Genomic DNA, 25,928 nt, shown 5'->3' with positions numbered 1-25,928 from the left:
GCCCACCCTACAACCCCTTGCGCGCAAGCCTTTTGGGGAAGAAGCCTTGCGCGCGAGGTAACCGCCGCGTAGATTCCTTGTACGCAAGGTATTTCGCCTCGAGGAGGAAACGACATTTCCAAGCCATCCCGCGCCCGTCGGCGTATCGCCTTCTTGCTCTTCGACGGCGTGAAGATGCTCGACTACGTCGGTCCCGCCGAGGTCTTCGTCGAAGCCAATCAGGCGGTGGACGGCTACGACATCGTGCTGCTGTCGCCCGACGGGCAGGATGTGGTGACCTCTCTCGGCGGCCGCGTGTCCGTGCACGGCGCGGCCGGTGACGCGGGCGAGTTCGACACCGTGGTCGTGCCCGGAAGCGAGCTGCCGCCGCACGAGTTCGTGCGCGGTGCGCTGATCGAGGCAGCGGTGTCGCTGACTTCGCGTGCCCGGCGCGTGGTCTCGATCTGCAGCGGCGCCTTCGTGCTTGCCGAGATCGGCGCCCTCGACGGCAGGCCCGCGACGACGCACTGGAAGTTCGCGCCGGAGCTCCAGCGGCTGTATCCGAGCGTGCGCGTCGAGCCCGACGCGATCTTCGTACGTGACGGCGACGTGATGACCTCGGCCGGCGTCGCTGCCGGCATCGATCTGGCGCTCGCCCTGGTCGAGGACGACCACGGCGCCGACGTCGCGCGCCAGATCGCCCAGCTCCTCCTCGTCTACCTGCAGCGCTCCGGCGGCCAGTCGCAGTACTCGGTCCCGCTGCGCGGCCGCGCGCAACCGGCGTCGATCGTCCGCCGTGCGACCGATCTGGTCGACGCCGACCCCACCCGCGCCTGGACCGTCACCGACCTCGCCGGCCTCGTCGCCACCAGTCCGCGCCACCTGGCCCGGCGCTTCCGCGACGAGCTCGGCCAGTCGCCGTCCGAGTACGTCACCGCGGTGCGCTTCGACCACGCCCGGATGCGTCTCGAAGGCGGTGCGAGCGTGACGGAGGCAGCGGCGCAGTCGGGCTACGGCAGTCCTGAGGTGCTGCGGCGTACGTTCGTCACGCGCCTCGGCATCTCGCCGTCGCAGTATCAGCGGCGGTTCCGGTCCGCGCTGCCCGCCACGCGCGGGCGGAGCAGGGGGCAGACCGTGTTCGAGCTCGCCGACTGAGCTGTCGCCGCTCGCAGAGTCCCTGATTGCCGACGACGGTCGTCAGCGCCGGACGGTCCGCGCCTGCCCTACTGGCCGGCGAGCTGCCCCTCGAGCAGCGGCAGTACGTCGGCGATGGAGGCGACCGCGCGGGTCGGCCGGAACGGGAAGGTCTCGACCTGTTCGGGCCGGGTCGACCCGGTCTCGACGAGGATGGTGCGCATCCCGGCCTCGAGGCCGCTGATGATGTCGGTGTCCATCCGGTCGCCGATCATCACGGTGGTCTCGGAGTGGGCCTCGAGCTGGTTGAGCGCGCTGCGCATCATCAGCGGGTTCGGCTTGCCGACGTAGTAGGGCGCCCGGTTGGTCGCGGCGCTGATCAGCGCGGCGACGGAGCCGGTCGCGGGGAGCGTGCCCTGCGGGCTCGGCCCGCTCGGGTCCGGGTTGGTCGCGATGAACCGGGCGCCGCCCTCGATCAGCCGGATCGCCCGGGTGATCGCCTCGAACGAGTAGGTGCGAGTCTCTCCGAGCACGACGTAGTCGGGGTCGTTCTCGGTCATCACGTAGCCGACCGCATGCAGGGCGGTGGTCAGTCCCGCCTCACCGACGACGTACGCCGACCCGCCGGGCCGCTGGTCGGCGAGGAACTGCGCGGTCGCGAGGGCCGAGGTCCAGATCGACTTCTCGGGGACGTCGAGCCCGGACCGGAGCAGCCTGACCCGCAGGTCGCGCGGGGTGTAGATCGAGTTGTTGGTCAGCACCATGAACGGCACCGAGGCCTCGGTGAGCCTGGCCAGGAACTCGGAGGCGCCGGGGATCGGCTCCTCCTCGCGCACCAGGACACCGTCCATGTCGGTCAGCCACGTGTTGATGGGGCGCTCGTCGATCACGGGGACATCCTCGCCGATCGCGGCCCAACCGCCAACCGTTGCCGCCGACTCGCGCGGCAAGCGCCTTCAGCAGGGGCGGTGATCTGCGCCACTACTACTTTCCCCTCCGGTCAATAGTGCTTTCGGCGACCCCCGGAATGGTCTTCGGCCGGATGTTTCCGCCCGTCGTTCAGCGAAGACTGACACCGTTCCACCACCATCCTCGGGAGGAAGAAATGAAACGCATCTCGATACCGCTCACCGTCGCTGTCGTCTCGCTGGCGGCCACGCTGGCCCCAGTGATCTCGCCGGCCGGTCCGGCCGGCGCACAGGACGCGCCATCAGACCGCATCACGTGGGACAAGTGCCCCGCCGAGATCACTCCGGTGCCGATCCCGAAAGGGATGCAGTGCGGCACCCTGAAGGTCCCGCTGGACTACAGCGACCCCGACGGCAAGACGATCGACATCGCGGTCTCGCGGCTGGCGAGCACGAAGCCCGACAAGCGGCGCGGCATCCTGGTGACCAACCCCGGCGGCCCCTCCTCGGGCGAGGGCTATCCGGCCATGCTCGTCGCGATGGGTCTCCCGCAGAGCGTCCGGGACAGCTACGACGTGATCGGCTTCGACCCGCGCGGGATCGCCCGCAGCACGCCGGTGACCTGCGACCTCACCGAGGAGCAGTATCTGACCGGGAACATCCCGCCGTACGCCCTCGACGCCGCCGACGTGACCGAGCGAGCCGCGCAGAGCAAGCAGATCGCCCAGCAGTGCGCGACGTCCAAGACATCCTGGATGCTGCCGCACATCAACCCGGCCAACACCGCACGTGACATGGACCGGATCCGGGCCGCGCTGGGCGAGTCGAAGCTGTCCTACGCCGGTGCCTCCTGGGGCACCCACCTGGGCGCGGTCTACGCCACCCTGTTCCCGCAGCGCGGCGACCGGATCGTGCTCGACAGCAATCTGGCCCCGGGCGGCTGGGACTACGCGAGCAACCGGCTGTGGTCGCAGGGCGTCGAGGACACCTTCCCGGCCTTCGCGAAGTTCGCTGCTGCGAACCACCGTGAGTACGGCCTGGGCAAGACACCGGCACAGGTGCGGGCGACATACTTCGAGCTCGCCGAGCGGCTCGAGAAGAAGCCGATCGAGACGCCGGACGGCCCCTTCGACCACGCCGCGTTCCGGCTGATCAATTTCGGTCTGCTGTACGGCCCGACCCAGCTGCCGCTGCTCGCGGACATCTGGAAGGCGGTCGACGCGAACCAGCCGCCGCCACCGCTGCCCGGAGGCGACGCCGTCGGCGACGTGGACAACCTCATCTCCGGTCGCTACTACATGATCTGCAACGACGCGCGCTGGCCGAAGTCGGTCTCGACCTACCAGCGCAACGTCGCCGTCGACCGGATCAGGTTTCCGCTGTTCGGTGCCGCCGGAGCCAACATCACGCCGTGCGCGTACTGGCCGGATCCCGCTGAGCCGCAGGTCCGGATCACCGATCAGGGTCCGTCCAACGTGCTGATGGTGCAGAACCTGCGCGACCCGGCGACACCGCTGGACGGTGCGAGGGAGATGCGGGCGGCACTGGGCGAGCGGGCCACCATGGTGACCGCCGATCAGAGCGGCCACGGCGTCTACCCGGCCGGCAAGAACCGTTGCGCGAACCACGCGGTGACGACCTATCTGGTCACCGGTGAGCGGCCGTCGCGCGACTACCACTGCTCGGCCGACCATTAGATTGGTCGGGTGGAGACCATCGACGGCGAGCCGGTCCTGGATCGGCCGTCGGTGGCCGAGGTGGAGGCCTGGTTCGACACCGCCGGTCCCGGCACCGGGGCGGTGTGGCTGCGGCTGACCCGGAAGGGCGTCGAGCCGGCCTCCCTCTCCTCGGACGAGCTCGTCGACGTCGGCCTCTGCTTCGGCTGGATCTCGGCCGTACGTCGCCGAGGCGATGAGGAGACCTACCTGCAGCGCTACACCCGCCGGCGTCCGGGCTCGAAGTGGTCGCGGCTCAACATCTCCAAGGTCGAGCGCCTGACCGCCGAGGGTCGGATGCGGCCGGCGGGGATGGCCGAGGTCCGGGCGGCGCGGGCCGATGGTCGTTGGGACAACCCCTGGACCTGACGGAAGGTGTCCTGATTCGTGGGATATCGGGCAGATACGGCGGGGCCGGATGGGGTACTCGAGGGAGAGGATGGACCTGGCGTCGGGACCGCGACAGCTTCGGCGATGGGGGCGGCGGACCGACGCAGAACCTCGAGGACTCCCACCATGCCAACGTTCACCACCTCTGACGGCACCGAGATCTACTACACCGACTGGGGCACCGGGAAGCCGGTCGTGCTGAGCCACGGCTGGCCGCTCAGCTCGGACGCCTGGGCCGTCGAGTCCAAGCTGCTCGCCGACGCCGGCTACCGGGCGATCGCGCACGACCGCCGCGGCCACGGCCGCTCGACCAACACCGACCTCGGTCACGACATGGACACCTACGCCCGCGACCTGGCCGAGCTCGTCGAGCACCTCGACCTCACCGAGCTGGTCGTGATCGGGCACTCGACCGGTGGCGGCGAGGTCGTCCGCTACGCCGCCCAGCACGGGAAGGGCCGGGTCCGCAAGGTCGTCACGGCGGGCGCGGTGCCGCCGATCATGGTCCAGTCGGAGACCAACCCCGAAGGGACGCCGATCGATGCCTTCGACGGCATCCGCGCCGGTGTGCTCGCCGACCGCTCCCAGTTCTACAAGGACCTGGCGGTCCCGTTCTACGGCTTCAACCGCGACGGCGCCAAGGTCTCCCAGGGCCTCATCGACGACTTCCAGCGCCAGGGGATGCTGGCCGGTCTGGTCGCTGCGTACAACTGCGTGAAGGTCTTCTCCGAGACCGACTTCACCGAGGACCTGAAGGCGCTCGAGGTGCCGATCCTGATCGCGCACGGCTCGGACGACCAGATCGTGCCGATCGCGGCCGCCGCCGACAAGGCGGTCAAGCTGGTCTCGGACGGCACGCTGAAGGTCTACGAGGGTGCTCCGCACGGCATCGCGGGCGACTACCAGAAGGCCCTCATCGCCGACATCCTCGAGTTCATCGCCGACTGAGGATCGGGAATAGCCGGCCGGCGCTCGGGCGCTGGGGCTGGTGTGAACGAGGACCGTCCGTCGTGGGAGATGACGCTCGCCTACCAGGAGGAGCTGCCTGCCGGCTCCGCCGGTGAGGACGTACGCTCCGCCGGCTGGTTGCTCGTCGACGACGGCACGGTCGTGCTGACCGCTGCCGGGCAGTCGCACCTGCTCCGGGCGGGCGACGCGGCGCTGGTCGGAGGACAGGTCCGGCACCGGCTGGCGACCCTCGACGGGGCGGCGGTCACGCGGGCCGACCTGCGGGCGGTCGCGGTGGCGTACCCGCTCGCGAACCCGCTGGTCGTGCGCGACTTCGCCGGCCGGCACGGTGGGGTGGCCGAGCTGGTCCGGCGGTGCCCGCTGGCCGGTCCGTGCCGGCCGTCGGCGCTGTTCGCGTCGGGCTACGCGTCGCTGCTCGGCGCGGCGATGACGGCCTCCTGGCTCGAGGACACCGGGCGCGGGACGGATGGTCCCGCGCCCGTCCTCGACCCGACGGTGGCGCAGGTGCTGTCCGCGCTGATCGCGGATCCGGGGCGGGCCTGGTCGGTCGAGACGATGGCGGAGTCCGTGCACCTGTCGAGGTCGGCGCTGGGGGAGCGGTTCCGGCGCAGCCTGGGGCAGAGCCCGAGCGAGGCGCTGCGGGACGTCCGGATGCGCGCGGCCCGCCACCTGCTGGCCGGCGGTGACCGTCCGGTCGAGCAGGTGGCGTACGCCGTGGGCTACGGGTCGGGCGCGGCGTTCAGCCGCGCCTTCACCGCTACCCACGGGACTGGTCCGCAGGCGTGGCGCGAGGACGCCTCAGGAGCGCGGCACGCGGAGCGCGCCGAAGCCCGCCGCGGCGACGGCCGCCCCGATCGCGCCGATGAGGAGCACCCGCCCGACGCCGTACTCGTCGAGGACCGCGCCTCCTAGTGCCGCCCCGAGGGTGATCGCGACCTGGAACGCGGTGACCTGGAGCGCCAGCGCCGACTCGGTGCGCTCGGGCTCGACGCGGGTGACCCACAGCTGGGTGCTGACCGGCACCAGGTTGAACCCGAAGCCCCAGACCAGCATCGCCACCGCCATGACCGGCGTGCTGTCGGCGAGGAAGGTCAGCACCAGCCCGCCGGCGAGGAGGAGCGGCGCGACCGTGACGACCGCGCGCAGCTGGTGGGCGAACCGGCCGGCCGCGAGGTTGCCGAAGAGCCCGCCGAGGCCCCACAGCGCAAGCATCCACATGCCTGCGCCGGGCGAGGTCTCCGAGATGGCGATCCGGATGAACGGGTACGCCACGAAGTTCCCGAGGACCACCACGACGAGCACCACCACGCCGGCCACCAGCCGCGGGTTGCGGAGGGCCTGACGCATCATCGTCAGCCCGGCCGACGGGTGGGCCGGCACCGGCGGCAGCGCCCGGGCCAGCGCCGCGGCGGAGACCAGGCTCAGCACCGCCGCGGCTGCGAAGCCCCAGCGCCAGCCGGGCCCGTCGGCGAGCAGCGAGCCCAGCGGCAGACCGGCGATCGTGGCCACCGTGACGCCCAGCGCGATCGAGGTGGAGATGACGTGGTCACGGCCGGGCGAGGCGTACGTCCCGACGGCGAAGGCGAAGGACCAGTAGCCGGCGATCGCCGCGCCCAGCACGAGCCTGCCGAGGAGCAGGACGACGAAACCGGGGGAGATCGCGACCGCCAGGTTGGCGACGCCCGCGGCGACCAGCAGGCCGACGAGCAACGTACGCCGGTCCATCCGAGGAAGGATCATGGCGATGGTCGGCGCGGTCGCGGCCCCGGCGATCGCGGTCGCCGCCACGGCGAGCCCGGCCGTTCCCTCGCTGATCCCGAGGTCGCGCGCCATCGTGGGCAGTACGCCCGCGGGCAGGAACTCGCTCGAGACCAGGATCGCGATCCCGGCGGCGAGCGCGACGACCGGCGCGGCTCGGCCTTGGGCGGTGGTCGGGGAACTGGTCGGGGAGGCGGTCGAATCCGGTGAAGTCGTGGTCACCCTTCGATCCTCGCCGCGATCCCGGAGCCCGGGTTGATCGTCCGTCGCCCGTGCTTGACCGGATGGGGGTTTCATCGAGGAGGACCGAAACGGTTACGCCGTCGAAATAACCGCTCCTTACGCTCGAAAATGTTCATCTCATCAACATTTGAGCCGGAAGGGGTAGCCGATGGCAGTGGCACGAAGTGCCGAACGGGTCGGGCCCGTGGACGGTCCGGCGCACCTGGCCGGCGTGGAGCTGACCGCGCTGCGCAACGTACGCCTCCTCGACGGCACCCTCGCCGATCTCGATCTCGCGGCCGGCGAGATCACCGTCGTCCGGCCGGTCGAGGGCGGTCCCGGGACCGACGCCAGGGGCTGGCGGCTGGTCCCCGCCGCCGGCGAGCCGCATGCGCATCTCGACAAGGCGCTGAGCGCGGAGCAGATCACGCCCGGGCCGCGGGCGGGGAACGACCTGGTCACCGCGATCGAGCAGTGGCGCTGGCTCGTCCCCACGCTCACCTCCGACGACTTCGCCGACCGCGCCCGGCGGGCGGTCCGCCGCTACGTGGCGAACGGGATCACCACGATCCGTACGCATGCCGACGCGCTCCTCGCGGGCGACCCGCTGCGTGGGGTCGATGCCCTGCTCGGCCTGCGCGAGGAGCTCCGCGGAACGATCACGCTCCAGGTGTGCCTGCTCGCCGGCCAGGATGTGCCCGACGCGGTGATCGCGGACGCGATCGGGCGCGGGATCGATGTCCTCGGCGGCTGTCCGCACCTGGCCGACGAGCCCGCCAAGGAGACCGGCCGCATCCTCGACCACGCCGAGCGCTCCGGCCTTCCCGTCGACCTGCACACCGACGAGCAGACCACCACCGGCCACCTCGACCTGGCCGACCTCGCCGAGCAGGTCATCGCCCGGGGGATGTCGCAGCGGGTGACCGCCTCCCACTGCGTACGCCTCGGCATGCTCGACCACGACCGTCTCCGGCCCGTCGTGGACCTGGTGGCGAAGGCGGGGATCGGCATCGTGACGCTCCCGATCACCAACCTCTACCTGCAGGGCCGCGACGCCGACGGGGCGGCGCCGCGCGGCCTCACCGCGATCCGGGCGCTGCTGGAGGCAGGAGTGCCGGTCGCGGCCGGCGCCGACAACCTGCGCGACCCGTTCAACCCGGTCGGCCGGGCCGACCCGTTCGAGACCACCTCGCTCCTGGTCGCCGCAGGCCATCTCCGGCCGGCCGAGGCCCTCGCCGCCGTCACGACGACCACCCGCACCGTGCTCGGGCTCCCCGCCGGAGGCACGGGGCCGGGCAGCCGGGCCGACTTCATGCTCGTCCCCGACGTACCGCTCGACGAGGTCGTCGCCGGGACGCAGACCGCCCGGGTCGTCGTCCATGGCGGCCGCGTGCTCGCCGACACCCGCGTCAGCACCGTCCTCGATCTCGATCCCATGCCGAGGTGACATGAACACGACGACCACCACCGCCACGCTCGCCCTCTCCGGGGTGACCAAACGGTTCCCGACCGGTACGACCGCGCTGACTGGGGTCGACCTGAGCGTCGACGCCGGCGAGTTCGTCTCCGTCGTCGGCCCGTCCGGCTGCGGCAAGTCGACCCTGCTGCGGCTGGCCTCGGGGCTCGACGGGGCCACCGAGGGGAGGGTCGAGGTCGACGCGGGCACCACCAGCTACGTCTTCCAGGACCCGACGCTGCTGGAGTGGCGCAGCGCCCGGAAGAACGTCGAGCTGATCGGCGAGCTGAGCGGGCTGCCGAAGGAGCGGCGCCGACGAGCTGCCCAGGAGGCCCTCGACCTGGTCGGCCTCACCGGCTTCGAGAAGCAGCATCCGCGCCAGCTCTCCGGAGGCATGCGGATGCGGGTCTCGATCGCCCGCGCCCTGGTCGCCGAGCCCGACCTCGCCCTCTTCGACGAGCCGTTCGGAGCTCTCGACGAGATCACCCGGCTGGCGATGCAGACCGAGCTGCAACGGCTCTTCAGGCTCAAGGGCTTCGCCGGCCTCTTCATCACCCACTCCGTGGCCGAGGCCGTCTACCTCTCGACCCGCGTCGTGGTGATGAGCGGCCGGCCGGGCCGGATCGTGGCGGAGATCCCGGTGCCCTGGGAGTTCCCACGCCCACCCGAGCTGCGGTTCGAGTCCGACTTCGCCCACCTGGTCGGCCAGGTCTCCGCGGCACTGGAGGAGCACGCATGAGCATGGATCTGGTTGTCGAGCCCGACGTCGCCCCCGCGACCGCGGCCGCGGCGGAAGAGCCACCCACCAGACGTACGCCCCCGGTCCTGCGCGCGCTCCTCGCCAGGGTCGCGCCGATGATCGCGGCGCTCGCCGGCCTGGCGGCGCTGTGGTACGCCGTGACGTACCTCGTCCTCGGCGAGGACAAGCGCTTCCTGCTCCCGCCACCGCACCAGGTCTTCGGGGAGACGCTGAGCAGACCGGAGATCATGCAGCCGATGCTCGCGGCGCTGTGGCAGTCGGTCATGGTCGCGCTGGCCGGGCTGGTGATCTCGGTGGTCATCGGGATGGCGTGGGCGATGGTGATGGCCCAGACCCGGCTCCTGGAGAAGGTGCTCTACCCCTATGCCGTCATCCTGCAGACGGTCCCGATCCTGGCGCTGACCCCGCTGATCGGGATCTGGATGGGCTACGGCATCTCGGCACGGATCGTGGTCTGCGTGATCATCGCGGTCTTCCCGATGATCGCCAACACCCTCTTCGGCCTGCAGTCGGCGACGGCACCGGCGCACGACCTCTTCACCCTCAACCGGGCAACCCGGCTGCAGCGGCTGCTCAAGCTGCAGCTGCCCGCCGCGATGCCGGCGATCTTCACCGGCCTGCGCAACGCCGCCGGTCTCTCGGTCATCGGCGTCATCGTCGGTGACTTCTACTTCCAGCAGGGCAGCCCCGGCATCGGCGGCCTGCTCCGCGTCTACACGCTTCGGCTCAGCATGGAGCCGCTCTTCCTGGCGATCATCCTCACCGCCCTCTTCGGTGTCGTCGTCTTCTCGGCCTTCGCCGCTCTCGACCGTGCCGTGATCGGCAAGTGGTACGGCGAGCGCTGACCCCTCCCTCCCCCAAGAAACGGACCCAGCATGAACCGACACATACCCCTGCGCACCGCTGCCCTGGTGGCGCTCTCGACCATCGTCCCGATCGCCCTGACCGGCTGCGGCAGCGACGCCGGCTCCACCAACACCGCCACCGCCGCCGAGGTGACGAAGGCGGAGAAGGGCAGCGCGAAGGACCTCTCCGACGTCTGCCCGGCGACCGTGGTGATGCAGCAGGACTGGCAGCCCGAGGCCGAGCACGGCGGCATGTACAGCCTGATCGGCGAGGGCTACACCGTCGACACCGACAAGAAGACCGTCACCGGACCGCTCGTCTCCGGGGGCGTCGACACGGGCGTGAAGGTCGAGGTCCGCTCGGGTGGTCCGGCGACCGGGTTCCAGCCAGTCCCCGCGACCATGTACCTCGACAAGGACATCCTGATCGGAGCGGTCAACACCGACGCCGCGATCGCGGCCGCGGAGAAGCAGCCCACCGTGGCCTTGGCCTCGCAGCTGACCGTCTCGCCACAGATCCTGATGTGGGACCCGAAGAGCCAGGACGACGCGAAGACCATCGCCGAGGCCGCCGGCGACGGCGACCCGGTCGTCACCGCCGGCGACGTGATCCCGGCGCTGCTCGAGTCGCAGGGGATGATCGAGAAGAAGCAGTCGGACCTCTCCTACGAGGGCACCCCGCAGCGCTTCGTCACCGAGCCCACGATCCTCCAGCAGGGCTTCGCCACGGCCGAGCCCTACATCTACGAGAACGAGATCAGCAGCTGGGCCAAGCCGATCGGCTACCAGCTGCTCGCCGAGGTCGGCTACACCATCTACCCCGAGCCGATCGCGGTGCGTGCCGAGGACGTGGAGAAGGAGGCCGACTGCCTCCAGAAGCTGGTCCCGGTGATGCAGCAGGCGGAGATCGACTATCTGGCCAACCCGGACTGGGCCAACGGGATCATCGTCGACATCGTCGAGCGCTATCAGACCGGCTGGACCTACAGCGAGGGCGTCGCCGCGTACGCCGCCAAGACGATGACCGACCTCGACCTGGTCCACGACGACCCGAAGTCCGGAGTCTTCGGCCAGATCGACGGCGAGCGGATGAAGGGGGTCGTCGAGACGTTCGCGCCGATCATGAAGCAGGCCGGCACGATCACCTCCGACGACATCGATCCGGAGTCGCTCTACGACAACCGGTTCATCGACGACTCGATCTCGATGAAGTGACGTGCGATGACGACTTCGCAGCGTACGTCCCAGGTGACCGCTCTGATCGCCGACCGTCTCGGTGCGGACCGGGTCGAGACCGACCCGGCCGCGCTGGTCAAGCTCTCCTCGGACTGGTCCCGGATGTCGCCGGTGCTCCAGGAGAAGGTGCCGAGCGGTCGCTATGTCGCGGACGCGATCGTCCGGCCGCGGACCGAGCAGGAGGTCGCCGACGTGCTGGCGGTCGCCTATGAGCACGACGTGCCGGTCGTCCCCCGGGGCGCCGGGACCGGCAACTACGGCCAGGCGACCCCGTTCACCGGCGGGATCATCCTCGACCTGCGTGGCCTGGACGCGATCGAGGTGCTGGCCGACGGCAATCTACGCGCCGGCGCCGGTGCCCGGATGACTCGGATCGACAAGGTCGCCCGGGAGTCCGGACGCGACCTCTGGATCTTCCCGTCCACCAAGGGCTCGACGATCGGCGGCTTCATCGGCGGCGGCAGCGCGGGCACCGGGACCATCGAGCACGGCACCACCTCCGACGGCTTCGTGGCGGAGCTGACGGTGGCCCCGATGGACGGCAGCGGTCGCCTGCTCACCATGCGGGGTGCGGAGACCCTGCCCTACATCCACGCCTACGGCGTGACCGGCGTCGTGACCTCGGTGGTCGTCCGCACCGACCCCGCACGGGACTGGGTGGCGGTCTACGCCGCCTTCGACAGCTGGGACGCGATGGTGTCCGTGCACCGCCGGCTGCTCGACCTGCCGGTGCTGCCACGGCTGGCCTCGGGCGACGAGCCCGCGCTGGTCCCTACCCTGACGACCAACGTCGAGCTCGACCCGTCCCAGCACAGTCTGCGCGTGATCGCGGAGGCCTCCACGGTCCCCGAGATCGAGTCGCTCGTGGTGGCGGCCGGGGGCAGCGTACGGGCTCGGCTGGAGGACTATGCCGCGACCGATCTGCTCTCCGGGATGTCCTACAACCATCCGGTCTACTTCCTCCAGCGTGCTCACCGGGACCGGAGCTGGTTCCACATGGAGACCGGGGGCGAGCTCTACTGGAGCGACGCCGACCGGGTGCGGGAGGTCTACGACGGGCCGGTCTGGCTCCACCTGGAGCTGATGGGGAAGGGCCCGCTGGCGATGGTGGTCGCCGAGTACGTCTCCGAGGAGCAGGTCCTCGCCGGGATCCCGCGCTTCGACGAGATCGGCGTCGGCGTGCACTCGCCCCACCAGTGGTACGTCGACCGCAACGTCGAGCTCGTCACCGCCGTCGCGCGCGAGCGCGACCCCAAGGGGCTGCTCAACCAGGGCAAGCTCACCGACCACACGCTGGTCGACACCCGCGTCAACATCGGAGTCCGCTGATGCCCCATCACGTGCCCAGGTTCGCCGACCTGACCGCCCCCGAGATCGCATCGTTGCCCGAGGACACGGTCGCCGTGCTCGGTCTCGGTGCGATCGAGCAGCACGGACCCCACCTGCCGGTCTCGACCGACTACGTGATCGCCGCCGAGGCGGCCTCGGCCGCGGTGGCTTCCGTGGCCGCGGCCGGGACGGCGTCGGTCGTGCTGCTCGAACCGCTGGCCTACACGAAGTCCGACGAGCACTCCTGGTCGCCCGGCACGATCTGGCTCTCCTGGGACACCCTGATGCGGGTGCTCGTCGACATCGGCCGCTCGCTGAGCACGTCGGGGATCTCCCGGCTGCTCTTCGTCAACGGGCACGGCGGCAACTCAGCGCTCGGGCAGGTCGCCAGCCGTGAGCTGCGCAAGCAGTTCGGGCTCGCGACCTTCTTCGCCCACCTCTCGGTGCCACCGGACCAGGGAGGCTCGTCCTCGCGCGCGGACGAGCTCGGGCTCGGCATCCACGGCGGCCACGGGGAGACTTCGATGATGCTCCACCTGCGGCCGGAGCTGGTCCACCAGGAACGAGGCGAGCGGAAGGTGCCCTCGCACCTCGCCGGCTATCAACACATCGGGTTCGGCAAGCCGGTCTCCTTCGGCTGGCTCTCCGACGACTTCGGCACCGACGGCTACCTCGGCGACCCGACCACGGCCACCGCCGAGGACGGCAAGGCCCGCTTCGAGGCCGGGGTCGCCACGCTGGCCGAGGTCATCGTCGAGGCCTCCCGCTTCACGCCGTCGGCATGACGCTGCGGATCACCGGAGCGGCTGCCGGGGACCTCTCGGTCGACGGGCCCGACGACGTCCTCGACGCCACCGGCTGCCTGGTCACGCCTGGCCTGGTCAACGCTCACCACCACCTGCTGCAGACTGCGTTCCGCACCCTCCCCGGCACCCGCGGTGTCCCGATGGCGACCTGGCTGCCCACGATGGCCGACGCCTACGACCGGGTCGGGGTGGACGCGTCCTTGACGTACGCCGCGGCGCGGGCGGGACTCGCCGAGTCGCTGCTCTGCGGGGTGACGACGGTGGCTGACCACCACCTGACCTGGCCGGCCGCCCTGAGCCCCGAGGAGACGGTGCCGCTGGCGCAGGGGACCGCCCGGGCGGCGGCCGAGCTGGGCGCCCGCCTGGTCTTCGTCCGCGGCGCTGCCCGGGACGATCCCGAGACTGCGGCGCACAGTGCCGACCTGATCGCCGAGGCGCTGGTCGGGGATGCACCCGGCGGGGTGAGCGCCGACGGGATGCTGCAGGTCGCGGTCGGTCCGGCCGGGGTGCACTCCGACCCGGAGCCGACCTTCCGGCTGATGGCGGAGGTGGCTGCCCGGCGCGGGCTGCGGCGGCGTACGCAGGCGGGCGAGCAGGTCGACGTCGCGATCGCGGCCGAGCGCTACGGCCGGCGCCCGATCGACCTGCTGGAGGAGTGGGGCTGGCTCGCGCCCGACGTGACCCTGGCCCATCTGTGCGGCGTGACGCCGGACGAGATCCGGCGGCTGGCCGGGGCCGGGGTCAGCGCCACCCACGCGCCCGGCTGCGACCTGCCGATGGGGTGGGGGATCGCGCCGGTCGCCGCGCTCCGCGCGGCGGGGGTCGAGGTCGGCCTCGGCACCAGCGGCGGCGGCAGCAACGACGCCGGCCACCTGCTCGCCGACGCCCGTCTCGCGATGCAGGTGGCGCCGCTGGTCGGTCCGCCGCTGGCGGCCGCCGACGTGCTCGCGATGGCGACCACCGGCGCCGCGGCCGGGCTCGGCCGCCCGGACCTGGGGTCGGGGACGGATCTGTGCGTGTGGGACGTCTCCGGTGTCGCCGACGCCGGGGTCCACGACCCGGTCGCCGGATTGCTCTGGGCCTCGCCCGGGCGACGACCTCGGCACGTGGTCGTGGCCGGCCGGGTCGTCGTACGCGACGGTGTCCTCGTCACCGCAGACGAGCAGGAGATCGTCGCCGGGCTGAGGCGGGTCAGCGTCCGCGCTGCTCCTTGACCACCAGCAGCCGGAAGAGCTCGCCGTCGGCGCTCGCCCACCGGTGGCGTACGCCGCCCGGGATGTAGACCGAGTCGGCGGTCCCCATGGTCTGCTCCTCGCCGTCCAGGTCGATCCGGAGCGTCCCGCCCACGACGTAGACGAACTCGTCCTCCTCGTGCTGCCAGTAGCGGTCCCAGGTGGTCTCGTCGCCGGTGAACTCCATCGGGATGAAGGCGTGGTCGGCCCCGGCGACCAGCGCCTGCACCGCGCCGTTGGACGCCTCCGCGGTGCCGGGGTCGGAGCGGCGTACGACCGCCAAGGGGCCGGCGGAGGCACTCTCGACGCTGTCGGCGAGCAGCCCCTGCTGGGTGGTGCCCAGCGTCTGGGCGATCCGGAAGAGCGAGGACATCGAGGGGCGCGCCATCCCGCGCTCGATCTGGCTCAGGAACGGGTGCGACAGGTCGGTCGCCTCGGCGAGCTGGACCAGCGTCATCCCCTGCGCCTTGCGCAGCTCCCGCACGCGGGCGCCCAGCCGCAGCACCGAGCGATCCAGGGACTGTCGCGGGTTCCGAGTCACCCGCTCAACCTAGCCGTCGACGGTGGTCCGCGTTCACCGCGTCACGAGGAACTCACGGATCCGTCGTGTGCTGGAAACAACTCATCCGTACCAACACCGTGAAACGGAGTTTCGAACTACTGTCGACAACGGTAGTAGGTTGATGGGCATGACCGTTCCTCCTGTGGTCAGACAGGAACAGCTCATCGACGAGATCGTCCTCCACCTCGCTGACGAGGTCGAGGGCGACTGGTCCACGTTGGTCTTCAACCACCGGAACCTGTCGATGTTCTTCACCGGACGCATCGATGTGCACCGACCGGACGGCAGCCTCGCCCAGGCCCGGCCGCCCGACACCATCCTCGCGCTGACCGACGAGCTCAGACGGGTGATGTACGAGCCCGGTCGCGGCGCCTGGTTCTCCGCGCGCTGGACCATCGCGTGCGAGGGCGGCGAGACGCCCACGACGAACGTCGCGTTCAACTACGACGACGAACCCGTCTGGCGCTGGCCCGCGCACCCGGGTCTGTACGCCCTCGACCTCGAGACCTTCCCACGTGACGAGGATCGCACCCCTGTCTGGCTTCGGCAGAAGGTCAACGGCGCCCGCCGGACGTTGTAGGAAACGGCCATCCTGAGCCGGCGGCTCCCGTGCGATCCGGGGTGTCGCCGGGTGGTGTCCACTAGGAATTCGACAAGGAATTCATCAGAAGCCTGTCGGAGTCGAGCGGTCACAGCAGCGGGTGCCAGATGAAAGGGTCTGCACCGTGCCACAGGTCTCCCGAATTGCCATCGTCAACCGCGGCGAAGCCGCCATGCGTCTGATCCACGCCGTACGCGACCTCAACGCGCGGGACACGTCCGTTGGAACGATCCGCACCATCGCGCTGCACACCGACGTCGACGCCGGGGCGGCGTTCGTACGTGAGGCCGACGAGGCCTACTTGCTCGGCGCGGCCGCGGATCGCCCCTACCTCGATCTCGCCGTCCTCGAGCAGGCGCTGGTCGCCTCCGGCGCCGACGCCGCCTGGGTCGGCTGGGGCTTCGTCGCCGAGGACCCGGCCTTCGCCGAGCTCTGCGACCGACTGGGCGTCACCTTCATCGGCCCCAGCGCCGAGGCCATGCGGAAGCTCGGCGACAAGATCGGCTCCAAGCTGATCGCCGAGGAGGTCGGTGTCCCGGTCGCTCCCTGGAGCCGCGGCGGGGTCGACACGCTCGAGGAGGCGCTCGCCAGCGCCGAGGAGATCGGCTACCCGCTGATGCTCAAGGCCACCGCCGGCGGTGGCGGTCGCGGCATCCGGAAGGTCACCTCCGGTGCCGAGCTCGCCGAGGCGTACCAGCGCACCCGGGACGAGGCGGAGCGGGCGTTCGGCAGCGGCGTGGTGTTCCTCGAGAAGCTGGTCACCGACGCCCGCCACGTCGAGGTCCAGGTGATCGCCGACGGTCAGGGCACCGCCTGGGCGATCGGCGTACGCGACTGCTCGGTGCAGCGGCGCAACCAGAAGGTCATCGAGGAGTCGTCCTCCCCGCTGCTCTCCGAGGCCCAGGCCGCCGAGCTCAAGGCGTCCGCCGAGCGGCTCGCCACGGCGGTGGGCTACGCCGGAGCCGGCACCGTCGAGTTCCTCTACCACCCGGGCGAGAGGACGTTCGCCTTCCTCGAGGTCAACACCCGCCTCCAGGTGGAGCACCCCATCACCGAGGTCGTGACCGGCACCGACCTGGTCGCGCTGCAGATCCAGGTCGCGTCCGGCGTGCCGCTGAGCGGTGACCGGCCGGCCGAGCGCGGCCATGCGGTCGAGGCCCGGCTCAACGCCGAGGACCCGGACCGCGACTTCGCGCCCGCGCCGGGCCGGATCAGCCGCCTCGAGTTCCCCGCCGGCCCCGGCATCCGGGTCGACACCGGCGTGGCCGAGGGCGACACCATCCCGGCCGACTTCGACTCGATGATCGCCAAGGTCATCGCCTGGGGCGCCGACCGCGAGCAGGCGCTGGCGCGACTGCGCCGGGCGATGGGCGAGACCACCGTCATCATCGACGGCGGTGCGACCAACAAGAGCTTCATCCTCGACCTCCTCGACCAGCCCGAGGTCACCACCGGCAGCCCGGCCTGGGCCGACACCGGGTGGATCGACCGGGTGCGCGGCGAGGGACGGCTCCAAGCCGCCCGGCACGCCGGCGTCGCGCTCGTCGCCGCCGCGATCGAGGGGTACGACGAGGCCGAGCGCGGCGAGATCGCCCGCATGCTGCAGACGGCCCAGGGTGGCCGACCCCAGATCCAGCACGATCCTGCCCGCACCATCGAGCTCAAGCTGCGCGGGGCGACGTACGCCCTGACCGTGCGGCAGTCCGGACCAGCCCGCTACCAGGTCACCATCACCGCCGGCGGCGAGCGGCGCACCCTCACCGCCACCCTCGACCGGATCGACGAGGTGCACGGCCGGCTCACCGTCGACGGCCACCGCTACCGGCTGGTGAGCGCCACCCACGGCCCCGTCCATCTGGTCGAGGTCGATGACGTGATGCACCGGGTCAGCCGCGACGAGGGCGGCATGGTCCGCGCTCCCGCGCCGGCGCTGGTCGTGTCCACCCCGCTCGCCGTCGGCGACGAGGTGGCGGCCGGTCACCCCGTGCTGGTGCTCGAGTCGATGAAGATGGAGACCGCGCTGACCGCGCCGTTCACCGGCCGGGTCAAGGAGCTCCTGGTCCGGGTCGGGAGCCAGGTCGAGACCGCGGCGCCGCTGCTGCGCCTCGAGCCGACCGGCGCGGCCGAGGGCGAGCAGGCGAGCACCGCCACCCTGGCCGACCTCGATCTGCCTGCACCCACCACCGAGCCCGGCCGTAGCAACGGCGCGATCGCCGACCTGAGCAGCCTGCTGCTCGGCTACGACGTCGAGGAGGATCAGCGTCCGGCGTTGCTCGCCGCCCATCTGGCCTCCCGCTCCACCGGTGCGCCCGCGGACACCCTGCGCACCGAGATGGACCTGCTGGCGCTGTTCACCGACTTCGCCGAGCTCAGCCGCAACCGCCCGGCCGGTGACGAGCCGTCCACCGAGCTGCGCGTGCACAGCTCGCGGGAGTACTTCCACACCTACCTGCGCAGCCTGGACCCCGACCGGGGCGCGCTTCCGGACCACTTCCGCGACAAGCTGCTGCGGGTGCTCGCGCACTACGGGGTCTCCGACCTCGAACGTACGCCGGAGCTCGAGCGGGCGGTGTTCCGCATCTTCCTCGCCCAGCAGCATCCTTCCGACGTCGACGTCGCGATCGGGGTGCTGCAGCGCTGGCTCGGCGACCCGCCGCCGGCGACGGAGGACGCCGCCGCGGTCCGCGCGCTGCTCGAGCGGATGGTGCGCGCCACGCAGCTGCGGTTCGCGGTGGTCGGCGACCTGGCCCGCTCGGTACGGTTCGGCTGGTTCGACCAGCCGCTGGTCGATGACGAGCGCCGCGCGGTGCTCGAGGGCGTGCCGGCCGAGGTCGCCGCCCTGACCGACCCCGACGCGCCCGACCGGGCCGCGCGGATCGACGCGCTGGCGGCTGTCCCCGAGCCACTGGTCGGCTTCCTCCGCGACCGGCTGGTCGAGGGACTTCCCGAGAGCGAGCCGCTGCTGGAGGTGCTGATCCGCCGGCACTACCGCGACTACCACCTGCACGATCTGACCGTCACCAGCGCCGGCACATCCGATGGCGGCGGCCGCCCGGTCGCGCACGCCGAGTACGCCACGGACGAGAAGGGCGCGACCCGCGTGGTGTCCACTATCGGCGACGTCACGGAGCTCGCCCACCCCGACGGTCCGCTCGGTGCCGCCATCACCTCGGCGCTCAGCTCCGACCACGACGACGTCGTCGAGATCTACCTGCGCTGGACCGACGCGCCCGCCGATCCGGACCTCGCTTCGACCGAGATCGCCAAGATGCTCGCCGGGCAGGAGTTCGCCCGCCGCGCCCGCCGCGTCTCGGTCGCCGTCTGCCATGCCGCGCCACAGCCGATCGACTACTTCACCTACCGCCACCACGCAGACGGCGCTCCTCACATCCCGACAGCCGAGCTGGTCGAGGACACACTGGTCCGGGGCATGCACCCGATGGTCGGTCGCAGGCTCAACCTGTGGCGCCTCAGCGAGTTCGACGTCACCCGGCTCGCTGCGCCCGACGACGTTCTCCTCTACGAGTGCGTCGCCCGGGCCAACCCGGCCGACCGCCGCCTCGTCGCGGCTGCCCAGGCCCGCCAGCTCGCCGTGGTCCGCGACGACGAGGGCCGCGTGATCGCGCTGCCGCACGTCGAGCGTGCCGTGGAGAACTGCCTCGAGGCGATCCGTCGCGTACGCACCGCCCGGGGCCGCGAGGGCACCAAGCTCGACGTCAACCACGTCTGGGTGACGGTGTGGCCGGTCGTCGAGGCGGATCTCGACCAGATCACCGCGCTGCAGAGCAAGATCACCCCGCTCAGCGAGGGCACCGGGATCGAGGAGGTGCTCGCCGAGGGTCGGATCGCATCGCCGGGTGGCGGCGCCCCGAGCCGGCTGGCGATCCGCTTCCACGCCAAGCCGGGCTCGGGGGTCGTGGCAGACGTCATCGAACCGCCCACCGAGCCGCTCGCCCCGTTGGACGACTACGCCGGCAAGGTGCTGCGCGCCCGACGCCGCGGCCTCGTCTACCCCTATGAGCTGCAGAAGGCCCTGGCCGGGAGCGGCACGGTCGTCGAGCACGACCTCGACGCCGACGGCGTACTCGTTCCCGTCGATCGTGCTCCCGGGCTCAACAGCGCAGGCATGATCGTCGCCGTCGTGACCACGCCGAGCACTCTCTACCCCGAAGGCATCACCCGCGTCGTGCTGTGCGGTGACCCGCTCAAGTCGCTCGGCGCGCTCTCGGAGCCCGAGTGCGCCCGGGTGATCGCGGCCATCGACCTCGCCGAGAAGATGGGTGTTCCGGTCGAGTGGTTCGCGGTGTCCGCCGGTGCCCGGATCTCCATGGAGAGCGGCACCGAGAACATGGACTGGGTCGCGGCCGCGCTGCGCCGGATCGTCCAGTTCACCCAGGCCGGCGGCGAGATCAACATCGTCGTCGCCGGGATCAACGTCGGCGCCCAGCCCTACTGGAACGCCGAAGCGACGATGTTGATGCACACCAAGGGCATCCTCGTGATGACCCCGGACAGCGCGATGGTGCTGACCGGCAAGCAGTCGCTCGACTTCTCCGGCGGTGTGTCCGCCGAGGACAACCACGGCATCGGCGGCTACGACCGGGTGATGGGCCCGAACGGGCAGGCGCAGTACTGGGTGCCCGACCTGGCCGGCGCCTTCCGGGTGCTCATGGCGCACTACGAGCACAGCTACGTCGTTCCCGGCGAGGCCGGGCCACGCCGGGCTCCGACGGCCGACCCGATCGACCGTGACGTGTCGTCGTTCCCCCACGCGGGTGACTTCGCATCCGTCGGGGAGATCTTCTCGGCCGAGCACAACCCCGACCGCAAGCGACCCTTCGACATCCGCACCGTGATGCGGGCGCTGGCCGACGCCGACCACGAGATGCTCGAGCGGTGGGCCGGCATGGCCGACGCCGACACCGCCGTGGTCGTCGACACCCGGATCGGCGGCTATCCGGTCAGCCTGGTCGGCATCGAGTCCAAGCCGGTGCCGCGCGCCGGCTTCCCTCCCACCGACGGTCCGGACACCTACACCGCGGGCACCCTGTTCCCGCGGTCGTCGAAGAAGGTCGCGCGTGCGATCAACGCTGCGTCGGGCAACCGCCCGCTGGTGGTGCTCGCCAACCTGTCCGGCTTCGACGGTTCCCCGGAGTCGATGCGCAACCTGCAGCTCGAGTACGGCGCCGAGATCGGCCGCGCGGTCGTGAACTTCGAGGGCCCGATCGTCTTCTGCGTCATCTCCCGCTACCACGGCGGTGCGTTCGTGGTGTTCTCCAAGCACCTGAACCCGTCGATGACGGTGCTCGCGATCGAGGGCTCGTACGCCTCGGTGCTCGGTGGCGCCCCTGCGGCCGCCGTCGTGTTCGCCGCGGAGGTCTCCAAGCGGGCGGCGGCGGACCCGCGGGTCGCCGCGCTCGAGGAGCGGATCGACCACGCCGAGGACGGGGAGCGCGGCGAGCTCGTCGTCGAGCTGGCCGAGCTCCGCGCTCAGCTGCGAGCGGACAAGATCGCCGAGGTCGCGGCCGAGTTCGACGACGTGCACGACATCCACCGCGCCGTCGAGGTCGGCTCGGTCGACGAGGTGATCGCGGCGAGCGACCTGCGGCCCAAGGTGATCGACGTCATCGAGCGAACGTGGGGCAACGGGTGACCGAGCGGGGTCACCACATCTCCGACTAGATCGCGGGCCCGGGCTCCGGTCCGGTCGCCGGTCCGGAGCCCAGGGAGGCGCTCGTCTCCCTGGGCCGGCCGGCTCCGACCAGAACCTGGAGAACGACCAGCAGGGCGACCACCAGGGCCAGGGACCACCAGAGCCGGTTCATCGAGACGTTGTTGCCCCAGAGCAGGACCACACCGCCCAGCGCCACCACGACGACTCGCACCCAGCCCACGTTGGCGGCGACCCAGCGGCCCGCTGCGCCGACGGGGCCGTCCCCCAAGCGAGAACCGAGGCTCTCGAGACCCCCGCCGATGGTCGTACGTGCCGTCGTGCCGTACCTGTTGGAACCGGCGAACCAGCCGGCGGCCACGATCACCAGACCGAGCCACAGCACCACCTGCTGGCCGCGCTCGAGGTAGCTGAGCAGGGTGTCGAAGAAGATCCGGCTCGCCGGCCCGAAATCGGTGCCCGCGAGCGCGTTGACGAACAGCTGCTGCCCGATGGACAGGACCAGCGCCAGCAGCAGGGCGTTGGCGGCCACGACCGCCCCGATCCACACCGCCATCCGCGGGCGGCGGCGGGCCAGTACCAGGGCGGCCAGGAACAGGACCCCGACGACGGGCAGGAGCCACTGGGCCACCGGGTTCGAGAACGCGTAGATCGTGCGTACCTGCTTGAGCTGGGGGGCGTCCATCAGCACGATCTGACGGTCGGTCTCGGGGATGGGTACGTTCTCGACGATGGTCAGGCCCCGGTCGACGAGTCTCGCCTTGACCTGTTCGATGACCTCGTCGACGTCGAGCACGACCTCGTCGCCCTGGAGCGAGACGGCACCGGTGTCGTCGCCGTTCAGGAGCCGCTGGAGGGTCTGCTGGGCTCGGGTGTTGGCCCGGACCCAGATGTCGGCGAACTCGTCGGAGGCGATGAACGCGCGCACCTCGCGCTCCACCAGGCCGTTGATGGCCGCGGCGAGGGGCGCCACGAGCTGCTCCAGGCGCGGTCTGTCCGCGATCACGCCGGCGAACGCGGTGTTGAGGATCGCCTCGACGTCGACCTGCTTCTGGATCGCCGCGGTGACCCGGGTCGCGATCACGTCCTGCACCTCGGGTGACTCCACCAGCGGGCCGACGGTCTCGACGTACCGCTCGGCGTCGTTCAAGGTGCGCTGCCCCCAGTAGGCCACCGCGGCCGGCGTCATCAGCAACCCCGCCAGCACCAGGCAGATCACCGCCGCGATCGAACGGCCTCGCGAGGGGCGGTCCGCGGTGGTGGTCTCGGGGTCGTCGGTTGCGGACATGCCTGACATGGCACTCCTTCGGTGGTCTTGGGAGCGGCTTCGAACGAGGCCAGTGCCCAGGCTGTCCGGCGGGTCCGTCCGAGACATCACCCGGAACGGACGAACCCGTGTCCCGCCGCCCGAGCCGGTCGTTCGGTGACCAGGTCAGCGGGTGATGTCGCGACCGTGCACCGTCAGCGCCCAGATGACGAAGACGTCGACCGCGATGATCAGCGTCGACCAGAACGGTGAGTAAGGGAGGAACGCGAAGTTCGCGCAGGCACTCAGCACGGCCAGGATGACTCCGACCGTGCGACCCCAGACCCTGCCGTTGAGCACAGCGAAGCCCGCCAGCACGACGACCAGTCCGAGCACCAGGTGGATCCAGCCCCAGGTGGTGGCGTCGAACTGGAGGAGGTAGTCGGGGGTCGTGACGTAGAACTCGTTCTCGAAGATGCCGACGAGGCCGGCGAAGGCCTGGAAGCTGCCGACCATGATCATCATCACGCCGGCGAACATGATGAAGCCGGTCGCCCAACCGCTGGGCGGCGGTTCCTGCGCCTGCCAGTTGCTGGGCGGCGGCGGGTCCTCCGCCTGCCAGGTGGTCCGATCGTTCGGTGTGGTCTCTTCGGTCATGACGGAATGCTCCTTGCCTGTGCCGCCGACCACGAGGGTTCGAAGTCGGGCCGGGAAGTGAACGGATGCTCTCAATCTGGTCGGCGGGACCACGCGGCGAATCATTCTCATTGTGTGAAACGGGACGCTGTCGAAGCGGTTCTGCCCAACAAGTCATCCGGCAGGGGTGAGACATCGGGCTTCTCGGATCTCTAGCGTTCGAATGGTGGAAGTCGGTGGCGAAGCCACGCGAACGGCTGCCGGGCTCGACGAGGTCCTGCTGGACGTCAAGCTCTCGGTTCCCGAGCTGCCGCTCAGCCTGGTGAGCAGGGCCCCTCTGATCGAGGCGGCCCGGAGCAGCGGCGCACCGGCGGTCGGAGTCACCGCGCCCGCCGGCTACGGCAAGTCCACCCTCCTGGCGCAGTGGGCACAGTCCGAGGACCGCCCGGTCGGTTGGGTGTCGCTCGACCGCCTGGACGACGATCCCAGTGCGCTCCTCGTGCTGCTCGCCTCGGCGTACGCGCGGGCCGTGCCGGATCAGCAGAGCCTGGTTGCCGATGTGAGCGGTCTGGCCGTCTCACCGTTGGGACGCGCCGCACCGCGCCTGGCCGCAGCCCTCAGCCGAAGTCCGGAACCCTTCGTGCTGATGGTAGATGACCTGCACGAGCTGCACTCCTCGGCCTGCCACGACGTGCTGAGCGTCGTCGTCTCCGGTGTCCCGGTCGGCTCGCAGCTGGTCTCGGCGAGCCGGGTCGAGCAGCCGCATCTGGCTCGGCTGCGCGCCTCCGGCGCGGTCCTGGACGTGCTGCGGTCCGACCTGGCGCTGGACGTGGCGGGTGCCGAGCAGATCTTCGCCGCGGCGCAGGTACCCCTCACCCATGACCAGGCAACGGTGGTGACCGAGCGGACGGAGGGCTGGGCGGCCGGCCTGTACCTGGCGGCGACGATCGCTCGGGACACCAGGCAGGACGTGTCGAGCATCTCCGGCGACGACCGGTACGTGGCCGACTACCTCTACCGGGAGTCGCTGAGCGGGCTGGACGAGGCGACGCAGCGGTTCCTGCGGCGTACCGCTGTGCTGGACCGGCTGTGTGGCTCGCTGTGCGATGCGCTCTCGGGGGATACCGACGGTCAGGACCAACTCCTCGCGCTCGAGGGATCCAACTCGTTCCTGCTCCCGCTCGACCGGCGGCGGGAGTGGTACCGCTACCACCCGCTGTATCGGGAGTTCCTGCTCGGCGAGCTTCGTCGGGTCGAACCCGAGGTCGTCGCGAAGCTGCACCTGCGGGCCGCCGACTGGTTCGAGGCCAACGAGTCCTCGGCGATGGCCCTCGAGCACCTGTTGAACACGCCCGAGCGTGACCGGTGCGTCCAGATCGCGACGCAGCTGGTGCTGCCGACCTACAGCGCCGGCCAGCTGTCGACCGTGGGGCGATGGCTGTCCGCGCTCGGTGACTCGGCCGTCGAGGACCATCCTCCCCTGGCCGTGCTGGCCGCGTGGATGGGCGTTCTGGGCGGCGACCCCCTGGGGGCGCAACGATGGGCCGCCGTGGCAGAGGCCGCAGAGTACGACTGGGTGCCGATGGACGGCACCGCCTCGTTCGAGTCCGCGCGCGCCATGCTGCGGGCCGCCATGTGCCCGGCGGGACCTGCGGCGATGATGCGTGACGCCGACTTCGCCATGGCCCAGGAACCGCCGTGGAGCCCCTGGCGCGACACGGCCCTGACCGGTGCTGCCGAGGCGCATCTGCTCCTGGGCGACGTCGAACGGGCCGCCGCCCTGTTCACCGAGAGCGCCACCGTCGGAGCCGAGGTCGGCAACACCGACACCATCGTCAACGCTCACGCGGAGCTCGCGCTGCTGGCGATGGAACGTGGCAGCTGGGACGAGGCGGCCGAGAGCGTGGCCATCGCCCTCGCCGTCGTCGAGGAGCATCGGACGTACGACTACGCGGTGAGCGTCCTCGCGTTCGCCGCCGCTGCCCGTCTCGGGATGCACGATGGCAATCTCGCTGAGACGGACCGGCAGCTGACCAGGGCCATGCGTGCACGTCCGTCCTGCACGTACGTCCTGCCGTACCTGGCCGTGCGTGGCCGCCTCCAGCTCGCCGGAGTGCTCTGGGCACGCGGCGACCAGACCTCCGCCCGGCACCTGCTGCGCGAGATCGACGACGTGCTGCAGCGCCGACCGGACCTCGGGGTGCTGGTCGACCAGGTCGCGAGGCTGCGCGCCAGGATCAGCTCGACCGAACGCGTCACCGCGGGAAGGCCGCCCCTGAGCCCGGCCGAGCTGCGCCTGCTGCCCTACCTCCAGACCCACCTCACGATCGGCGAGATCGGCGAGCGGCTGTTCGTCTCCCGCAACACCGTCAGCTCCCAGGTCGCCTCGATCTACCGGAAGCTGGGCGTCTCCTCGCGCAGCGATGCGGTCCGGCAGGTGATCTCGATCGGGCTCCTCGGCTCCTAGCGGTGC

20 protein-coding genes are annotated in these 25,928 nt (G+C 71.1%); 15 read left to right on the top strand and 5 right to left on the bottom strand.

Features of this window, described 5'->3' with window-relative positions:
• The first annotated feature begins 72 nt into the window (after positions 1-72).
• Entirely contained in the window at positions 73-1,134 is a 1,062-nt protein-coding gene (locus ACFV9G_RS09950; protein ID WP_378727332.1) for a GlxA family transcriptional regulator, read from the top strand.
• A 68-nt stretch (positions 1,135-1,202) separates the two neighbouring features.
• On the opposite strand, the gene ACFV9G_RS09945 is transcribed toward ACFV9G_RS09950, so the two are convergent.
• Complete coding sequence (locus ACFV9G_RS09945) at positions 1,203-1,964, bottom strand: HAD-IIA family hydrolase (protein WP_378727331.1); 762 nt, start codon at positions 1,962-1,964, stop codon at positions 1,203-1,205.
• Positions 1,965-2,218: 254 nt separating this feature from the next.
• Between ACFV9G_RS09945 and ACFV9G_RS09940 the strand changes: the two genes are divergently transcribed.
• The 4 genes from ACFV9G_RS09940 to ACFV9G_RS09925 all read left to right on the top strand — a co-directional run bounded on the left by ACFV9G_RS09940 (position 2,219) and on the right by ACFV9G_RS09925 (position 6,007).
• Positions 2,219-3,718 (top strand): alpha/beta hydrolase, encoded by a 1,500-nt coding sequence (locus ACFV9G_RS09940; RefSeq protein ID WP_378727265.1) that lies wholly within the window; start codon positions 2,219-2,221, stop codon positions 3,716-3,718.
• Between the two features lie 9 nt (positions 3,719-3,727).
• The gene (locus ACFV9G_RS09935; protein ID WP_378727263.1) at positions 3,728-4,105 is read left to right on the top strand and encodes a YdeI family protein; all 378 of its coding nucleotides are present in this window, start codon (positions 3,728-3,730) and stop codon (positions 4,103-4,105) included.
• Between the two features lie 147 nt (positions 4,106-4,252).
• A complete protein-coding gene (locus ACFV9G_RS09930; RefSeq protein WP_378727261.1) occupies positions 4,253-5,074 on the top strand; it encodes an alpha/beta fold hydrolase in 822 nt (273 codons plus the stop codon).
• A gap of 42 nt (positions 5,075-5,116) precedes the next feature.
• Positions 5,117-6,007: a helix-turn-helix domain-containing protein gene (locus ACFV9G_RS09925; protein ID WP_378727259.1), complete on the top strand. Its 891-nt coding sequence runs from the start codon at positions 5,117-5,119 to the stop codon at positions 6,005-6,007.
• Here ACFV9G_RS09925 and ACFV9G_RS09920 read toward each other — a convergent pair.
• Entirely contained in the window at positions 5,894-7,075 is a 1,182-nt protein-coding gene (locus tag ACFV9G_RS09920) for an MFS transporter (protein WP_378727257.1), read from the bottom strand. The genes ACFV9G_RS09925 and ACFV9G_RS09920 overlap by 114 nt on opposite strands.
• Before the next feature lie 169 nt (positions 7,076-7,244).
• Here ACFV9G_RS09920 and ACFV9G_RS09915 point away from each other — a divergent pair, with 169 nt between their 5' ends.
• From ACFV9G_RS09915 to ACFV9G_RS09885, 7 genes are read left to right on the top strand one after another with little or no spacing between them, the layout of a single operon-like run.
• Positions 7,245-8,522, top strand: coding sequence for an amidohydrolase family protein (locus ACFV9G_RS09915; protein ID WP_378727255.1), 1,278 nt, complete (start codon positions 7,245-7,247; stop codon positions 8,520-8,522).
• A gap of 1 nt (position 8,523) precedes the next feature.
• Positions 8,524-9,270, top strand: coding sequence for an ABC transporter ATP-binding protein (locus tag ACFV9G_RS09910; RefSeq protein WP_378727253.1), 747 nt, complete (start codon positions 8,524-8,526; stop codon positions 9,268-9,270).
• Positions 9,267-10,136 carry an ABC transporter permease gene (locus tag ACFV9G_RS09905; protein WP_378727251.1) on the top strand — a complete coding sequence of 290 codons (870 nt, stop codon included), beginning with the start codon at positions 9,267-9,269 and terminating at the stop codon, positions 10,134-10,136. Before ACFV9G_RS09910 ends, ACFV9G_RS09905 begins: the two co-directional genes overlap by 4 nt.
• A 30-nt stretch (positions 10,137-10,166) precedes the next feature.
• Positions 10,167-11,351 (top strand): hypothetical protein, encoded by a 1,185-nt coding sequence (locus tag ACFV9G_RS09900; protein ID WP_378727250.1) that lies wholly within the window; start codon positions 10,167-10,169, stop codon positions 11,349-11,351.
• Positions 11,352-11,357: 6 nt separating this feature from the next.
• Complete coding sequence (locus ACFV9G_RS09895) at positions 11,358-12,701, top strand: FAD-binding oxidoreductase (protein ID WP_378727248.1); 1,344 nt, start codon at positions 11,358-11,360, stop codon at positions 12,699-12,701.
• A complete protein-coding gene (locus ACFV9G_RS09890; protein ID WP_378727246.1) occupies positions 12,701-13,486 on the top strand; it encodes a creatininase family protein in 786 nt (261 codons plus the stop codon). Before ACFV9G_RS09895 ends, ACFV9G_RS09890 begins: the two co-directional genes overlap by 1 nt.
• Positions 13,483-14,721, top strand: coding sequence for an amidohydrolase family protein (locus tag ACFV9G_RS09885; protein ID WP_378727244.1), 1,239 nt, complete (start codon positions 13,483-13,485; stop codon positions 14,719-14,721). Before ACFV9G_RS09890 ends, ACFV9G_RS09885 begins: the two co-directional genes overlap by 4 nt.
• Here ACFV9G_RS09885 and ACFV9G_RS09880 read toward each other — a convergent pair.
• Complete coding sequence (locus ACFV9G_RS09880; RefSeq protein WP_378727241.1) at positions 14,699-15,280, bottom strand: XRE family transcriptional regulator; 582 nt, start codon at positions 15,278-15,280, stop codon at positions 14,699-14,701. The genes ACFV9G_RS09885 and ACFV9G_RS09880 overlap by 23 nt on opposite strands.
• A gap of 148 nt (positions 15,281-15,428) precedes the next feature.
• On the opposite strand from ACFV9G_RS09880, the gene ACFV9G_RS09875 reads away from it, so the two are divergent.
• Entirely contained in the window at positions 15,429-15,881 is a 453-nt protein-coding gene (locus tag ACFV9G_RS09875; RefSeq protein WP_378727239.1) for an agglutinin cell wall attachment protein, read from the top strand.
• A 121-nt stretch (positions 15,882-16,002) separates the two neighbouring features.
• Positions 16,003-21,555 (top strand): carboxyl transferase domain-containing protein, encoded by a 5,553-nt coding sequence (locus ACFV9G_RS09870; protein ID WP_378727237.1) that lies wholly within the window; start codon positions 16,003-16,005, stop codon positions 21,553-21,555.
• A 25-nt stretch (positions 21,556-21,580) separates the two neighbouring features.
• On the opposite strand, the gene ACFV9G_RS09865 is transcribed toward ACFV9G_RS09870, so the two are convergent.
• The gene (locus ACFV9G_RS09865; RefSeq protein ID WP_378727235.1) at positions 21,581-22,861 is read right to left on the bottom strand and encodes a hypothetical protein; all 1,281 of its coding nucleotides are present in this window, start codon (positions 22,859-22,861) and stop codon (positions 21,581-21,583) included.
• Between the two features lie 144 nt (positions 22,862-23,005).
• On the bottom strand, positions 23,006-23,476 hold the full coding sequence (locus tag ACFV9G_RS09860; RefSeq protein WP_378727232.1) for a hypothetical protein: 471 nt from the start codon (positions 23,474-23,476) through the stop codon (positions 23,006-23,008).
• A 205-nt stretch (positions 23,477-23,681) separates the two neighbouring features.
• Here ACFV9G_RS09860 and ACFV9G_RS09855 point away from each other — a divergent pair, with 205 nt between their 5' ends.
• Positions 23,682-25,922, top strand: a complete 2,241-nt coding sequence (locus tag ACFV9G_RS09855; protein ID WP_378727231.1) for a LuxR C-terminal-related transcriptional regulator — start codon at positions 23,682-23,684, stop codon at positions 25,920-25,922.
• Positions 25,923-25,928 lie beyond the last annotated feature (6 nt).

It is taken from the genome of Nocardioides sp. NPDC059952, from assembly GCF_042730435.1.
GTDB lineage: Bacteria > Actinomycetota > Actinomycetes > Propionibacteriales > Nocardioidaceae > Nocardioides.
Note: the sequence above shows the minus strand (reverse complement) of the source record. Positions and strands in the feature narration are given on the sequence as shown.